The sequence below is a fragment of the Marinobacter sp. EhC06 genome, assembly GCF_001650915.1.
Classification (GTDB): domain Bacteria; phylum Pseudomonadota; class Gammaproteobacteria; order Pseudomonadales; family Oleiphilaceae; genus Marinobacter.
In genome coordinates, this window is sequence record NZ_LXYO01000012.1 from 108,395 (window position 1) to 122,888 (window position 14,494).

The window sequence follows — 14,494 nt, forward strand, 5'->3', positions numbered from 1 at the left end:
GCTCTTCTGGCGGCTTGAAGATTGTTTTGACGATTCATAATGACGGCCAAGTGTCGCCAAACTTTATAGATTTGCGTCAATTATTTCCTGACTTAGATCAGATCCGGGAAAGGTCTCTCACGCCCAAAGAAAGGAAAGGGAGCAGCATATTAAAGACTCGTTGAAGTTGGCCTGAAAGCTGCAAAGCAGGATGGTAAGTATCCGCTATTCCAATCGCAGATTGTTCGGAAACCGCACACCGGTTAGCCGAAGGAGGAAAACCATCCATGTCCCTACTGACCTCTCTGATCCGGGCGAGCACCCAGTTCCAGCAGGCCATGGAAAAGCGCCAGACCCCGCCTGCAGGGCCGGACGGCGCGCCTGGCAAAACGCAGACGAACACTGCAGTGACCGAGCCGACGCCGGGCGATGACCGCTTCACCCCTTCGGAAAACAGCCAGTCTGACATCGCCCGCCTGAAAGCTCGCCGACTGGCCATGACAGACTACAAGCAGACCGTGGGGCAGGATCTTGCCTTCGTTCGGGAAACACTGCGGCACAAACTTGCCGAATACAACCTGCACCCGGCAACCGCATTGAACGTCAGCAAAAATGAAAACGGCAGCGTTGAGGTCGAAGGCAAAATCGCGGACAACACCCGTGCCCAGATTGAAAAAGACCTGAACGTGAACAAGAACTTCAAGGAAGCGTTCAATCGCCTGAGCGTTAACGAGCCAACGCTGCACTTTATGGACAATGCGCTCAAACTGAACCAGGCCTACGGGGTGAACAACCCCCTACTGGACACTCTGATCAGCGAGAACCAGCAATTCAATGGTCTGCAGGACCTGGTACACCGTTACGACACTATGCGGCGCTCGATCAGTGCCGAGCAAATGGAAGCAGCGGGGAATAGCCGGGCGTACGCTTTCAACCTGAACGCCCGGGCCTGACATCAAGACCAATAACGGCGATCAAACATCGAATGGCGCCGGATCTCCTTTACCAACCCGGGTGACCACTGGCGCATCCCCGGTAAAGTCCACCACCGTGGTAGCTTCCATGCCGCAGAATCCTCCATCAATGATCAAATCCAGCTCATGTTCCAAAATATCCCGAATTTCGTAGGGATCAGTCATGGGATCCGTCTCGCCCGGCAGAATCAGGGTACTGCTCATGATTGGCTCACCAAGTTCACCCAACAGTTCCTGCACAATCGCGTTATCCGGCACGCGAACGCCCACTGAACGACGCTTCGGATGAAGCAGTCGCCGGGGCACCTCACTGGTGGCATCCAGAATGAACGTGTAAGGCCCCGGAGTGAAATTCTTCAGCAACCGGTACTGGGTGTTGTCCACCTTCGCATAGACCCCGATGTCCGAAAGGTCCCGGCACACCAGCGTAAAATTATGCTTGTCATCCAGCCTGCGAATCCGCTTGATCCGATCCGCCGCCTGCTTGTCACCCAGGTGACAACCAATGGCATAGGCGGAATCCGTGGGGTAAACAATCACCCCACCACGGCGAAGAATGTCCACCGCCTGATTGATCAGACGCTTCTGCGGCGTCTCCGGATGAATCTGGAAAAACTGACTCATTAACCCTCTCCCTGGGCGGTCCGCGCCGCCATCACCGGATCCTTCTTGGACCCGCCCATACAATTGGGAGACTCCGGCGCCGCCTGACCGGTCGCCTCCCACTCTTCCGGTGAGTATAGATGCAACGCCAGCGCATGAACCGGTCCCGCCAGTTCCTCGGCAAGCACCTTATAAATCGCCTGATGCCTTCGCACCTTCATCTGCCCGTCAAACTCCGGCGACACCAGAGTCACCTTGAAATGGGTTTCAGAGTTCGGCGGCACACTGTGCTTGTGGCTCTCGTTCTCCACCTGAAGGACACGCGCATCGAAGGCGTCGTTCAATTTGGTTTCAATTGCATTCTGGATTTTCATGTTTCGTTACTCCTACTGCTCAACCCCTGATAGAAAGGGCGAATGGCACACGGTCAGAAGCGGGTGTGAAGATGGCCTTCCCAAAAGTGTGCGTTGCCATGGATGGCAACGCCAAGCCCCCAGGGATGGGTTCACGGCGTCTTTTGGGAAGGCCATCTTCACAGCCGCCTCCACCAACACCCCAAGTCTACTACACATACAGGACACACCCGAGAGCCTTGACAGCATAAAGCCAAAGCGCCACATTCCCCTCCCGATTCCAAAACACCCAAACCCCATGCACCTGTACATCGCCGAAAAACCAAGCCTCGGCCGCGCAATCGCCGCCGCCCTCCCCGGCCCTCACCAGAAAGGCCAGGGCTGGATACGCTGTGGCAATGGCGAAAATGCTGCCACCGTGAGCTGGTGCATCGGCCACCTTCTCGAACCGGCAGAGCCCGCACGTTATAACCCGGCGTGGAAAAAATGGCGCCAGGAAGACCTGCCCATGTTTCCCGATAAATGGGAAGTCATGCCCAAGGACAGCGTGCGGCAGCAGCTCAAAGTGCTGGAATCCCTGATACGCCAGGCCCAGACCATTATTCATGCCGGCGACCCGGACCGCGAAGGCCAGTTGCTGGTAGACGAGGTTATCCGCTATTTCGGCACCAGCGCACCGGTGCAGCGTATTCTGATCAACGATCTGACACCGGCGGCCGTGGCTCGGGCGATCCAGAGCCCCAAAGACAACCGGGAATTCCGGCGGCTTTCCCATTCAGCACTGGCCCGGCAACGGGCGGACTGGCTGTATGGCATCAACCTGACCCGCTTCTATACGCTCAGCTACCAGCAGCAAGGGGAGCAAGGCGTCTATTCGGTTGGCCGGGTCCAAACGCCGGTACTCGGCCTTGTGGTTGAGCGTGACAACACCATTGAACACTTCCAGCCCAAGCCCTATTACCGGATTGAAGCCCGATTCAAGGCTCAGGAGGAGGAAGCCGACCAGCAAACCTTCACCGCCCGCTGGCTGCCCAACGAGCAATTCCAGGACTACCTGGATGAAGAAAATCGACTGCTGAACCGGGAAATCGCTGAACAGATTGCCGACAGCGTCCGGAGCCGACCCGGGACTATCACGGAATCCCGGTTTCGGGATCGGTCGGAAGCTCCACCGCTCCCGTTTTCTCTCTCGGCCCTTCAGATCGAGGCTGGCAGGCTGTTCCGGATGGGCGCTAAAGAGGTATTGGATACCGCCCAGAACCTGTACGAGCGCCACCAGCTCATTACCTACCCGCGGTCCGACTGCCGGTACTTACCGGAAGGCCATTACCCTCAGCGGGAACAGGTGGTAAAGGCCATTGCCCGGGTTGCACCAGAGCTTGAAAAGGCTTGCAACGGCGCAGATCTGGACCGCAGGACTGCCGCGTGGAACGACAAACAGGTCGACGCTCACCATGCCATTATCCCAACCAGCCGCCCAACACCCAACGGCAAACTCAGCGCAGCGGAAGAAAAGATCTACGGCCTGATAAGCCGCTACTACCTGATGCAGTTCGCGCCAGATGCCGTTCACCGGGAAGGCAAACTGACGGTACGAGTGTCAGAGCACCAGTTCCGCGCCACAGAAACTGCCATCCTGGTGCCTGGTTGGAAAACGCTGGAACTTAAACTCCGGGAAGGACGCAACGAACCGGACAAGACACCCCTGCCGAGATTGGAAAAAGGCGAGCCGGTATTCTGCGAGGATAGCAACCTTACCGAGCGGAAAACCCAGCCGCCCCAGCATTTCACCGATGCAACCCTGCTCTCGGCGATGACCAACATCGCCCGATTTGTAACCGATACTGAACTCAGAAAAACCCTGCGGGAAACCGATGGCCTGGGCACCGAGGCGACCCGCGCGGCCATCATCGACACACTGTTCAAACGGGATTATCTGTACCGCGACAGCCGACACATCCGCGCCACCGACAAAGCCAAGGCATTGATCGGCGCTCTGCCCGAATCGGTCAGCAAACCGGATCGCACAGCTGTGTGGGAAGCAAACCTGGAAAGCATCCGCCGTGGAGAGGGTGACCCGAGACAGTTCCTGGAAACCCTGAAGGAAGAAATTCGCGGCTTTCTCAACAGGCCACAGGGCCAGCCTGCTCGTGATTCCGAACAGGCCGGTACGGCTTCGTCAGAGTCCCAGCCCCACTGCCCCAAATGCCGCGCCCCGATGCTGGAGCGAGACGGAAAATTTGGCCGATTCTATGCCTGCACCCGCTACCCGGATTGTCGTGGCACCCGACCACTGGAAGAAGCCAGCCCCGAGGATGGCACCGGCCAGAAGCCGATTCCCTGCCCCCACTGTTTCTCGCCCCTGGTGCGACGAAAAGGGAAAAAAGGCTGGTTCTGGGGCTGTAGTAATTTCCCCGGCTGCCGACAAACACTGGACGACGACAACGGAAAGCCTGCCGTCCGTTTACGCAAGTCTACATAACGATACTGAACGCAGATCCACATTTTGTGATAATTGTTTGATATAGCAGAGTAGTCCGTCAAAAGCTCTGCTCCATGATAGGCAAGAGAGCAACACTCCGGGAGAGGCTAAATGCGTATTGCTTTGCTTGAAGATGAAACCGAACAGGCACAGCACATCCAGTCGATTCTGTCTGAGCGCGGGCATCACTGCGACAGCTTCCCTACCGGCCAAAATTTCCTGAGCGCGGTTCTGCATCGCAGCTACGACCTGCTGATTCTGGACTGGCAGATTCCGGACATGACCGGCATTGACGTTCTTCAGAGCGTTCGCGCTCAGCTGAACTGGCCGATTCCAGTGGTGTTTCTCACCCAACGGGACAGCGAGGCAGACATTGTTCGGGCCTTGGATGCCGGCGCCGACGACTACCTGGCCAAGCCGGCCCGTGCGGCAGAATTGGTCGCGCGCATCAATGCCCTGGCAAGACGCTCCAATCCTGACAGCGAGAAGGAAGTGCTTCGCTACGGTCCGTTCGAAATCAACACGCAGCAACGGGTTATTGCACTTCATGGTGAAGAACTGACCCTGACCGACAAGGATTTTGACCTGACCTTGTTCCTGTTCCAGAACCAGGGGCGACTACTGACTCGTGAAATGCTGCTTGAGCGCGTCTGGGGTCTGGCCAGGGACATTAACACCCGCACCGTGGATACGCACATGAGCCGCCTTCGCCGTCGTCTGGGCCTCAATCCTGAAAACGGCTTCCGAATCAAGACGATTTACCAGCGGGGCTACCGCCTGGAAGCCATGAAGGCGCAGGATCAGGCGTTTGACGATCAAGAACCCGCCAGGGCAGCCAATGACTGAAAGCCCGGCTCCGCGATTGCCTGTACTGCTGCTGATACTCGCGCTACTTGTTTGCGCAGCACCCACGGCTGCGGAGCTATCGGTGACGCGTGGATCTGCCGGACATTCCGACGTATCTTCCGCCAACACAGTGCCGGAGTGGATCTACACGTTACGGCCTGGCGAGAGTTTTTCGGAAGTGGCCAGCGATCTGCTCGCGCCGAACTTTCCCGCAAGTCGGCTGCTTCAGTACAACAAGATTGGCAATGGTGCCACGCTTGGTGCCGGCGACAGCGTTCGCATTCCACTTGCCTGGCTGAAACGCCAACCACAACCGGCGCAGGCGACCTCGGTCACCGGAACCGTCCAACTGATTTCCGGAAACACGGGCCGGAAAACGCCCCTCAGTGAAGATGCCCTGATCCGCGTCGGTGATGAAATTTTATCGTTATCCGGAACCGCCACTATTGAACTGGCGGACGGCTCGGAAGTTCGGATTTCTCCGAATTCACGGCTTATCTTCAACCGCCTCACCCAATATGGTAAAGCCGGCATGGTGGATACCCGGCTCCGACTCGACAGAGGCGAGATCCACACTCGTGTGAAACCAGTAGTGGAAGGCGGCGCCCGATTCGAGATTGAAACGCCCTCGGCAGTCGCCGCCGTGCGTGGAACCGCATTTGCACTCCAGACATCCGCGGACGGCACTCGCCTTCAGGTAACCGAGGGAGACGTAGATTTCGGTGCGCCCGGCAAGACCCGCCGAATTCCTGCCGGTTTCGGTGCCAGCCTGTCAACCACTGGCAATGACGGCCTGAGCATACGCCGCCTGCCCCCGGCGCCGGCGCTCAACCCTCTTCCCCCGAGACTGACCCAACTGCCGGCCACCATGACCTGGCAGGAAAGCCGTGCCCCCATGCATCGGGTGGATATTTTCGAAAGCGACACCGGTCGCTGGGTGGAGAGCCGGAAACTCACCGGCAACAGCTTTGATATCGGGCGACTGGATAACGGCAGCTATGAGGTGCATCTGGCGGCGCTCGACACTCGCGGTACCGCAGGCATGCCCCGTGTCGTTCCGGTGGAGGTCGACCTTCAGGCGAGAACAGCCAGCCTGGTATCTCCCGCCGATGGTGACACGGTGAACGATGACATGCCTGAGTTTCGCTGGCAGCTGAACGGCGATAACGAAGTAGCTCGAGTAGAAGTTGCCGAGGACAAGGATTTTCGGAACCTGATCGCTACCAGCGAATGGGCGCCGGAGACTGCAGCCCTGCCTTCACGTCCGTTAGGGCCTGGCAAATATTATTGGCGGGTCGTTACCGAAGCAGGCGGCAACTCCGTCGCTACCACCGAGCCGCGAGAGCTTGTAGTAAATGGAAGCCTGCCGCCGGTTCGAATCATTAGCGTGAACTACATCGACAGCCAGGTCAGGGTGTTCTGGGAGAAAGTGGACACGGCGACAGACTACCGCCTGCAGCTTTCGGAAGAGCCTGGTTTCAACAACATCATCAAGGAAGCAACGCTGTCTGATACCACAGCGGCCTTGCGTCTTATTCCCGGAAGGCGGTATTTTGTGCGCCTGAAAGCTCTTTCTGATGGTCCTTTGCAAAGCCGCTGGGGACCAGGGAGGGAATTGTACCTGGAATAATCCGTTGATCGACCGAAACACACAGCAGGGCTCATGAACCGGGATTGGCTGCCAATTAAAACGACCCCCTGGACTCTGGGCCTGATACTGCTGGCACTTCTTCTGCTCATCCAGACAACGGAACTGCCCCAACGCCTTGATTACTGGCTGTACGATCAGGCCATTACTTCAAATCCCGTGAAAGCCTCAGACGAGGTTGTGCTGGTAACCATTGACGAGCTCAGCCTGAACCGCCTGGGGCGCTGGCCGTGGCCTCGTAACCTGCACGCCGAGCTTATTGGCAAGCTTGAGCAGGCAGGCGCGAAAACCATTGTCTTCGATATCCTGTTCGCGGAACCGTCACCCGACGATCAGCAACTGGCAGAACAGATGCGCAACCATGGCAACGTAATCCTGCCGGTCTATCTGTCTCCACCCACATCCCAGTACCTGTTAAGTGAACAATTGCCGGTTGGACAGCTGGCGTCAGCGGCCGCGGGACTTGGCCACGCTCACGTGGAACTGGATAGCGACGGTGTCGCTCGTGGTCTTTACCTGTTCAATGGCCTCGGGCATCAGTTGTGGCCGAGTCTTGCCCTGGCCGCCAGCGGGGTCGGGCCACAGAATTCAGCGACTGAAGAAGCCCTTCCCTATGTGAATGTTCGCGATCAATATCGGGCCGTGCCTCTGATCGGTGGCGCGGGTTCCCTGCAGGCTTACCCCTTTGCACAAGTTCTGACACAACCGCCCGCACCGGAACGTTTCAGGGGTAAAACCGTCTTTGTCGGCGCCACGGCCGCAGGTTTTGGAGACATACTACCGACTCCTTTCTCAGGCCTGAGTCGTCCAATGTCCGGCGTTGAATTTCACGCCAACGTGTTTTCGGCCAGGACACAGGGGCTACTGATTCACCCAGCGCCGGAGTGGGCTTCTGCCCTTCTTTCGATTACAACCATTCTGATACTCGCGCTGGCGCTGCCTAAGATGCGCCCGGCCCGCACCCTGCTGGCCTGTGCAGCGGCCCTGATCGGGCTGGCCGGCCTCTATCTGTTTATGCTTCTGGCGATGAAATGGTGGATCCCCCTGGCGAACGCTTTGCTGGTGCCGCTCCTGGCATTTCCGGTTTCGAGCGGCCTTCGACTCGCCATGACCAACCGATTTCTGAACCGGCAGCTGGACGATCTTGCCAGGAGCCCCCAGGTTGCCCTACCCGCGCCCTCGGGAAGGAACCCAACGCAACTTCTGGAGCACTTCCAGGCGCTTTTCCGACCCACTGGGTGGATTTTGACAGAGGAGAGCGAGATTCTTTCGGCCCGAGGTTTGTCGCGGGGCGATATTCCGGCTGATCTGACCCCAGGCCACTGGTTCCACGACAGCAACCGCAGCTGGATTCAGCTCTTGCGCTCCGGCACCCGCTATCACCTGGGCCTGATGCTGCCCAATGACCTCGGTCGCGAGGCCATTCAGCGCTATTTGCGCAGACTTCATCTAGAGCAGACTGTACCAGCGGATTCAGCCGCAAGACCCAGCGAAAATATTTCAGCACGAATTGAGCGGGTCCGCATTGCCACAGATCGACTGAATCATATGCAACAGTTTATTCGCAGAAGCTTCGAGCGCATGCCAGACGGTATCATCGTGACCGATGAGCTGGGCGTTATCCGCTTTGCCAACGGCCATATTGAGGAATGGTTCCGTGAACCCATGCCCAGCCTCGCAGGCCTGCCCCTGGTAAGACTGCTCGAAGGACACGACCCTCGGGAAACGCCGCCCTGGCACGAAACTGTTTCCGATACCTTGACCCTGCAGCAGAGCCGGACCGTGGACCTGAGAATCCGTGACAAGGATTTCCTGATCCACTTCGCGCCGTTCTCACTGCCCGACAGTGACCAGCAAGGCATCATCGCCAACATTTCGGACATTTCAGAATTGCGGGAGCAGCAACGCCAGCATCGCGAAGCCATCGACTTTATTTCCCACGACGTGCGTTCGCCACTGGTGTCCCAGCTTGCCCTGATTGAACAGTTGAAACGGGACCCAAGCCACATTGAACAGGAACAACTGGAACAGCTGGGCCGACTGGCCCGGAGGAGCTACCACTTGGCCGAGGAATTCGTGCAGCTGGCACGGGCCGAACAGCTAACGGAAACCCGGTTCTATGAATGTGAATTTCTTGCCATTGTCGAAAACGCCCGGGACAGCGTCAGTGAGCAAGCCATCGAGAAACAAATACAACTACAGTTACAGGGCACCGAGGACCTTTGGCTGAAAGGCAATGCGGAGCTTCTGGAGCGGGCCGTTATTAACCTGCTGACCAATGCTGTTCAATACAGCCCGAGTGGATCAGACGTCAGCATTCAGGTATTCCGCGCTGGCCATCAGGCCTGTTTGACGATCGCCGATGAAGGCACAGGAATCGATCCGGAAGAACTGCCGCATCTGTTTGACCGCTACCGACGCCAGAAGAGCACTGAACTGGCCGGAGTGCACGGCACCGGGCTCGGACTATCCTTCGTGAAGACTGTTGTGGAAAAACACAGGGGAGAGATTTCGGTGTCGTCAACACCGGGAGAAGGCTCTGCTTTCACTCTCAAACTTCCGATTGCAGATCCTCTGGCCTGAGACTTCAGACTTCAGGCCGGGGATTCCCTTCTCAGGACCGGATTGATTTGCTCACAACATCAGAGGGCTCACTGATCAGCCCGTTGGTATCCTGAACCTGAATGGTGAAATACCAGGTGCCAGTGTCCAGACCGCTTACTTCGTAGGACATTTCCGCCTCGGCCTGGGCATTGGTGACGACAACCTCTTCGCTCAGCTCGTCAGCATCCTGGCCATAACGGATTACGTATCTATCCAGCTCGCCCATCGGGATGCTCTCGCCGTTAACGCGAGTCAGGGGTGCACTCCAGCTCAATACAGCGGACCGCTCTGGAGAAGAAGTCTCTCCGCTGGAACCGGTTTGTGTACCTGCAGACTCGGAAGAACCACCACCGCCACACCCTGTGAGTAGTGCTCCCAAAATAAACGCGGCAATCCATGCCTGTGACACTTTGATGACGCGCTTCATGTGTATTTAGCACCATTTTTTCGTCGACTTTGTGAAATTGTATAAAACGGGGCTGATTATCGATGTGAAGCCTGTCATTTCCCTAGTTACGAAATTGTCAATTTCCCGTCAGGGATCGGTAATGAAGTAAGGGAAGTTACTGATTAGGCGAGCAAAATTTTGCCTGGGGAAGGTGATAGAAGCGGACGGTACTGTAAAAAGGTCTAAGCCCGGAAAGAGATAGGAGGGGGGGGGGTATATAGCAATAAAGCCCGCAAAAGCGGGCTTTATTTGAATAATGGTAGCGGGGGCTGGATTCGAACCAACGACCTTCGGGTTATGAGCCCGACGAGCTACCAGACTGCTCCACCCCGCATCAAAACTGGTTGTTTACCGGGCTGCCCCGATCAACGTGCGCGTATATTAAGGATTGGACGCACCACTGTCAATCGATATCTTCAAAAAGGTCGCCTCTATACTGGAGTTGCTCAGGCTCTTTAGTCACATCCTCTCGATAGAAACCCACCTGCTCAATCACCTCCTGAACCGGGCGGAAGGAGCGACGGTGCTCAGGGGTTGCACCCAGCCGGCGCAAGGCTTCCAGATGGATGGGCGTTGGGTATCCCTTATGCTGCGCCAGGCCGAATCCGGGGAAGCGCGCTTCGAGCGCTTCCATCTCTCTGTCACGGGTTACTTTGGCAATAATAGAGGCGGCGCTGATGGCTTCTACACGGCTGTCGCCTTTGATGACCGGCTCTGATGGCCAGTGCCACCTGGGGCAGCGATTACCATCCACCAGAACGTATTCAGGCACAATGGCCAACCCCGCAACCGCGCGCTCCATGGCCAGCATTGTGGCCTGATAGATATTCAGCTCGTCGATCTCATAGGCCTCGCAGCGACCGATGCTCCAGGCCTTGGCATGCTCAAGAATCTGCTCATAGAGGGCGCTACGGCGTTTTTCTGTCAGCTTCTTCGAGTCAGCAAGGCCCGCGATCGGCCGATCTGGATCCAGAATCACCGCAGCGGTCACGACAGCCCCGATCAGCGGGCCTCGACCGACCTCGTCCACACCAGCCAGGAGAGAACCGGTGTAGCGACATTCGAAGGGTGGCAACGGAGTCTTTGGCATCAGTGGGCACCCTGCTCCATCAGGTCTGATATCGCCTGGGCAGCTTTTTCATCGGCACCCTGCTTCAGAGTAAGATGCAAGTCGGTAAAGGCTTCTCTGAGCCTCTCACGCTCCTCAGTATTCTCGAGGCGCTCAAGCACCGCTGCCCCCAGACTTTCCGGAGTGGCATCGTCCTGGAGCAGTTCAGGCACCAGCTGGCGCTTGGCGAGCAGATTGGGCAACGCTACGTGAGGAACCTTCACCAGCTTGGACAGGAGCGCATAGCTGAATCCACTCAGGCGGTAACCTACAACCATCGGCTTTTTCAGCAGCATGGCTTCCAGGGTTGCCGTTCCGGAAGCCAGCAGCACCACATCGGAGGCGGCCATCACGTCTCTGGACCGGCCTCGCACAATAGTAACCGGCAGCTTCACATCAAGCGCATCAACCAGATCGCGCACCTGCTTCTCACGTTCCCGGTTTACACAGGGAATCACCAGCTGAAGATCCGGACGTCTTTCCTGGATCCAGCGAGATGCCTCCAGAAACAGAGTGCCCAGCCTGTCCACTTCCCCTGCCCGACTGCCTGGCAGAACCGCCAGCACCGACGCATCAGGATCTATACCCAGCGACTCCCGCATCTTGAGGGTATCAGGCTCCAGGGGAATACGATCCGCCAGGGGGTGACCCACAAATGCCACAGGCACCTGATGCTCCTCATAGAATCTGGCTTCGAACGGGAACAGGGTCAGCATGAGGTTGACGGACTTGGCGATCTTGAAGATCCGCTTCTGCCGCCAGGCCCACACCGACGGACTGACATAATGGACAGAAAGAATGCCGGCCTCGCGGCAGCGCCGCTCGATTGCGAGAGTGAAATCCGGGGAATCGATTCCTATGACCACATCCGGAGGGGTGGTGAAGAAATAGTCCAGCAATCGAGCCCTGATACTGAAAAGCTCGCGGATTCGCCCGAGGACTTCCACCAGCCCCATGACCGACAGGCGCTCCATCTGCACCAGGGAATGAAAACCCTCCGCGACCATCTCTTCACCGCCAATTCCAACGAAACGGGCATGAGGATAGCGTTGACGGAGCGAACGGATCAGACCGGCACCCAGGATATCCCCCGATGCCTCGCCGGCAATAATTCCAAATGTGATTTTGCGTTGGCTGATGGTCGCGTGAGAAAGATCTGTCACCGACAGGCTCCTGCCGGGTTAGCGGATGATGCCGCGGTGTGCTCCACGCAGGGAGTCGATGAGAGGCCGTATCTCCGCCACATCGGAATAAGACTTCTCGAGCTCTTCGACGGCCTGCTCGGTCGTGAGTCCCTGGCGGTAGATGACCTTGTAGGCCCGGCGCAAGGCTAGCAGAACGTCCTTACTGAAACCACGGCGCTTGAGGCCTTCGACGTTCATGCCGTGTGGCTCGGCTGACTGACCACTGGCCATCACATAGGCCGGGATGTCCTTGAGTACGATGCTGCCACCGGCCGCCATACTGTGCGGACCAATATGGCAGAATTGATGCACCATGGTACCGCCACCGAGGATGGCAAAATCACCGACCGAAACATGGCCCGCCAGGGTCGCACAATTGGCCAGGATAGTGTTATCCCCCACGATACAGTCATGGGCGACATGCACGTAGGCCATCAAAAGATTGCCGCTGCCAATTCGGGTTTCACCACGATCCTGGACTGTGCCGCGGTGGATGGTGCAATTCTCGCGAATCACATTATCGTCACCAATCGCCAGTGTGGTGGGCTCGCCCGCGTATTTCTTGTCCTGGCACTCTTCACCGATACTGGAGAACTGGAAAATGCGGTTGTTTCGGCCGATGACCGTAGGCCCCTTAACAACCACATGGGACAGAATCTCGGTACCATCGCCGATTTCCACATCCGGACCAATATAACTCCAGGGCCCAACCGTGACGTTGTCCCCGAGCCTGGCTGACGGGTCTACAATCGCCTGAGGATGGACACCCGACCAGTCATTTGTCGCCATCAAACTTCTCTCTCAGCGGTCAGAATCTCTGCCACGCAAACGACTTCTCCGTCGACCAGGGCGCGACACTCGAATTTGTAAATACCCCGTTTACCGGAGATAAGTTCCGACTCCATGCACAGTTGATCCCCTGGCAATACCGGGCGTTTGAACCGGGCCTTGCTCGAACCGGCGAGGTATTGTACCACGCCGTCAGAAGGTTTCCGGCCCACTGTCACAAAACCAAGGATGCCTGACAGCTGGGCCATGGCCTCAATGATTAATACGCCCGGCATGATCGGATTATTGGGGAAGTGGCCCTGGAAGAACGACTCGTTAAACGAAATATTCTTGTAGCCCTTGATCGATTTTCCTTTTTCGACCTCCGTTACCCGATCCACCAGCAAAAACGGGTATCGGTGCGGCAGGTATTCCAGAATTTCGTCGATGTTCATCATGTTGATCGGCCTCAGCCCTCTAATTTCTTTTCCAGTTCTTTTACCCGTCGCGCCAGAGCATCCAGCTGCCGGAAGCGCACAGCATTTTTGCGCCACTGGCGGTTGGTATCGGCACTGGTGCCTGATGAATAAACCCCTGGCTCCCGGATATCACCGGTTACCAGTGTCATGCCAGTGAGATGGACCTGATCGGCGATCTCCAGGTGGCCAGCCACGCCGGAGGCGCCACCGAAAACACAGTGCCGGCCAATGCGCGTGCTGCCGGCAATGCCAACCATCGCAGCCATGGCGCTGTGATCGCCGATACATACGTTATGGGCAATCTGGATGAGGTTATCGAGCTTCACCCCGTTGCCAATCACGGTATCGTCCAATGCCCCTCGATCGATGGTGGTGTTGGCACCCACTTCCACATCATTCCCGAGAACAACCCGCCCGAGCTGTGCGATACGGTGCCATACGCCCTTTTCATTTGCGAAACCGAATCCGTCGGAGCCTATGACGGCACCGCTGAGTATGTGGCAACGTTCGCCAATCACCACGTCGTGGGCCAGAGTCACCCGGGGTCGGATCAGGGTTCGGGCTCCGATTCTGGCGCGGGCACCGATAATCGAGCCGGCTCCGACAACAACCTTCTCACCAATGTCTGCACCGGCCTCCACCACCACGTTAGGACCGATACTGGCATCCTCAGCGATTGTAGCGGAGGGGTCTACTACTGCAGTTGCGTGAACGCCGGGCGAAGCAACGGGTGCGGGATCAAACCAATGACTCAGTTGAGCATATCCGAGATATGGGTTATCCAGTAACAGGACGTTGGTAGGAGCATCTTTCGCCCCGGCAGGCGAGGCAATAACAGCCGAAGCACGTGTATCCGCAAGGTATTTGCCATAGGACGGATTCGCCAGGAAGCTGATCTGTCCTGGACCAGCCGCCTGCAACGTCGCCAGACCCGATACCTTTACATCAGGATCACCCCGTAGCTCCGCACCCAGGGCATTGGCAATATCCCCAAGGCGATAGGACCTTTCTGTCATTG

Annotated in this window: 13 protein-coding genes and 1 tRNA gene; 5 read left to right on the forward strand and 9 right to left on the reverse strand. The window is 57.3% G+C overall.

Annotation, left to right across the window (positions count from 1 at the left end; all coding sequences use genetic code 11):
- Positions 1-266: 266 nt before the first annotated feature.
- Positions 267-932, forward strand: a complete 666-nt coding sequence (locus A8B84_RS06910) for a hypothetical protein (protein ID WP_064227436.1) — start codon at positions 267-269, stop codon at positions 930-932.
- A gap of 21 nt (positions 933-953) precedes the next feature.
- Here the strand turns inward: A8B84_RS06910 and A8B84_RS06915 are convergent, their stop codons facing one another.
- Together A8B84_RS06915 and A8B84_RS06920 are read right to left on the reverse strand one after the other, a co-directional pair.
- The gene (locus tag A8B84_RS06915) at positions 954-1,577 is read right to left on the reverse strand and encodes an L-threonylcarbamoyladenylate synthase (RefSeq protein WP_064227435.1); all 624 of its coding nucleotides are present in this window, start codon (positions 1,575-1,577) and stop codon (positions 954-956) included.
- Positions 1,577-1,930 (reverse strand): BolA family protein, encoded by a 354-nt coding sequence (locus A8B84_RS06920; protein ID WP_064227434.1) that lies wholly within the window; start codon positions 1,928-1,930, stop codon positions 1,577-1,579. The genes A8B84_RS06915 and A8B84_RS06920 overlap by 1 nt, the downstream gene beginning before the upstream one ends.
- Before the next feature lie 277 nt (positions 1,931-2,207).
- On the opposite strand from A8B84_RS06920, the gene A8B84_RS06925 reads away from it, so the two are divergent.
- The 4 genes from A8B84_RS06925 (at position 2,208) to A8B84_RS06940 (ending at position 9,468) form a co-directional block, all read left to right on the forward strand.
- Positions 2,208-4,391 (forward strand): DNA topoisomerase 3, encoded by a 2,184-nt coding sequence (locus A8B84_RS06925; RefSeq protein ID WP_064227433.1) that lies wholly within the window; start codon positions 2,208-2,210, stop codon positions 4,389-4,391.
- A gap of 111 nt (positions 4,392-4,502) precedes the next feature.
- Positions 4,503-5,237: a response regulator transcription factor gene (locus tag A8B84_RS06930; RefSeq protein WP_064227432.1), complete on the forward strand. Its 735-nt coding sequence runs from the start codon at positions 4,503-4,505 to the stop codon at positions 5,235-5,237.
- Positions 5,230-6,867, forward strand: a complete 1,638-nt coding sequence (locus A8B84_RS06935; protein ID WP_064227431.1) for a FecR domain-containing protein — start codon at positions 5,230-5,232, stop codon at positions 6,865-6,867. The genes A8B84_RS06930 and A8B84_RS06935 overlap by 8 nt, the downstream gene beginning before the upstream one ends.
- A gap of 33 nt (positions 6,868-6,900) precedes the next feature.
- The gene (locus tag A8B84_RS06940) at positions 6,901-9,468 is read left to right on the forward strand and encodes a CHASE2 domain-containing protein (RefSeq protein WP_064227430.1); all 2,568 of its coding nucleotides are present in this window, start codon (positions 6,901-6,903) and stop codon (positions 9,466-9,468) included.
- A 31-nt stretch (positions 9,469-9,499) separates the two neighbouring features.
- Here the strand turns inward: A8B84_RS06940 and A8B84_RS21820 are convergent, their stop codons facing one another.
- The 7 genes from A8B84_RS21820 to lpxD form a co-directional block, all read right to left on the reverse strand.
- Complete coding sequence (locus A8B84_RS21820; protein WP_227512648.1) at positions 9,500-9,916, reverse strand: fibronectin type III domain-containing protein; 417 nt, start codon at positions 9,914-9,916, stop codon at positions 9,500-9,502.
- Positions 9,917-10,194: 278 nt separating this feature from the next.
- Positions 10,195-10,271 (reverse strand) — tRNA-Met (locus A8B84_RS06950).
- A gap of 69 nt (positions 10,272-10,340) precedes the next feature.
- The gene (gene rnhB / locus A8B84_RS06955; RefSeq protein WP_064227428.1) at positions 10,341-11,027 is read right to left on the reverse strand and encodes a ribonuclease HII; all 687 of its coding nucleotides are present in this window, start codon (positions 11,025-11,027) and stop codon (positions 10,341-10,343) included.
- Positions 11,027-12,208 (reverse strand): lipid-A-disaccharide synthase, encoded by a 1,182-nt coding sequence (gene lpxB, locus A8B84_RS06960; RefSeq protein ID WP_064227427.1) that lies wholly within the window; start codon positions 12,206-12,208, stop codon positions 11,027-11,029. The genes rnhB and lpxB overlap by 1 nt, the downstream gene beginning before the upstream one ends.
- A gap of 18 nt (positions 12,209-12,226) precedes the next feature.
- On the reverse strand, positions 12,227-13,018 hold the full coding sequence (gene lpxA, locus A8B84_RS06965; protein WP_064227426.1) for an acyl-ACP--UDP-N-acetylglucosamine O-acyltransferase: 792 nt from the start codon (positions 13,016-13,018) through the stop codon (positions 12,227-12,229).
- The gene (fabZ, locus tag A8B84_RS06970) at positions 13,018-13,455 is read right to left on the reverse strand and encodes a 3-hydroxyacyl-ACP dehydratase FabZ (protein ID WP_008170365.1); all 438 of its coding nucleotides are present in this window, start codon (positions 13,453-13,455) and stop codon (positions 13,018-13,020) included. The genes lpxA and fabZ overlap by 1 nt, the downstream gene beginning before the upstream one ends.
- 11 nt (positions 13,456-13,466) lie before the next feature.
- Positions 13,467-14,492: a UDP-3-O-(3-hydroxymyristoyl)glucosamine N-acyltransferase gene (gene lpxD, locus A8B84_RS06975; protein WP_064227425.1), complete on the reverse strand. Its 1,026-nt coding sequence runs from the start codon at positions 14,490-14,492 to the stop codon at positions 13,467-13,469.
- Positions 14,493-14,494: the final 2 nt, after the last annotated feature.

Coding starts and splice junctions, on each gene's coding strand:
- lpxD (WP_064227425.1), bottom strand. CDS start 14,492: ATGACAGAAAGGTCCTATCGCCTTGGGGATATTGCCAATGCCCTGGGT.
- A8B84_RS06940 (WP_064227430.1), top strand. CDS start 6,901: ATGAACCGGGATTGGCTGCCAATTAAAACGACCCCCTGGACTCTGGGC.
- A8B84_RS21820 (WP_227512648.1), bottom strand. CDS start 9,916: ATGAAGCGCGTCATCAAAGTGTCACAGGCATGGATTGCCGCGTTTATT.
- lpxA (WP_064227426.1), bottom strand. CDS start 13,018: ATGGCGACAAATGACTGGTCGGGTGTCCATCCTCAGGCGATTGTAGAC.
- A8B84_RS06910 (WP_064227436.1), top strand. CDS start 267: ATGTCCCTACTGACCTCTCTGATCCGGGCGAGCACCCAGTTCCAGCAG.
- A8B84_RS06930 (WP_064227432.1), top strand. CDS start 4,503: ATGCGTATTGCTTTGCTTGAAGATGAAACCGAACAGGCACAGCACATC.
- fabZ (WP_008170365.1), bottom strand. CDS start 13,455: ATGATGAACATCGACGAAATTCTGGAATACCTGCCGCACCGATACCCG.
- A8B84_RS06920 (WP_064227434.1), bottom strand. CDS start 1,930: ATGAAAATCCAGAATGCAATTGAAACCAAATTGAACGACGCCTTCGAT.
- A8B84_RS06935 (WP_064227431.1), top strand. CDS start 5,230: ATGACTGAAAGCCCGGCTCCGCGATTGCCTGTACTGCTGCTGATACTC.
- A8B84_RS06925 (WP_064227433.1), top strand. CDS start 2,208: ATGCACCTGTACATCGCCGAAAAACCAAGCCTCGGCCGCGCAATCGCC.
- rnhB (WP_064227428.1), bottom strand. CDS start 11,027: ATGCCAAAGACTCCGTTGCCACCCTTCGAATGTCGCTACACCGGTTCT.
- A8B84_RS06915 (WP_064227435.1), bottom strand. CDS start 1,577: ATGAGTCAGTTTTTCCAGATTCATCCGGAGACGCCGCAGAAGCGTCTG.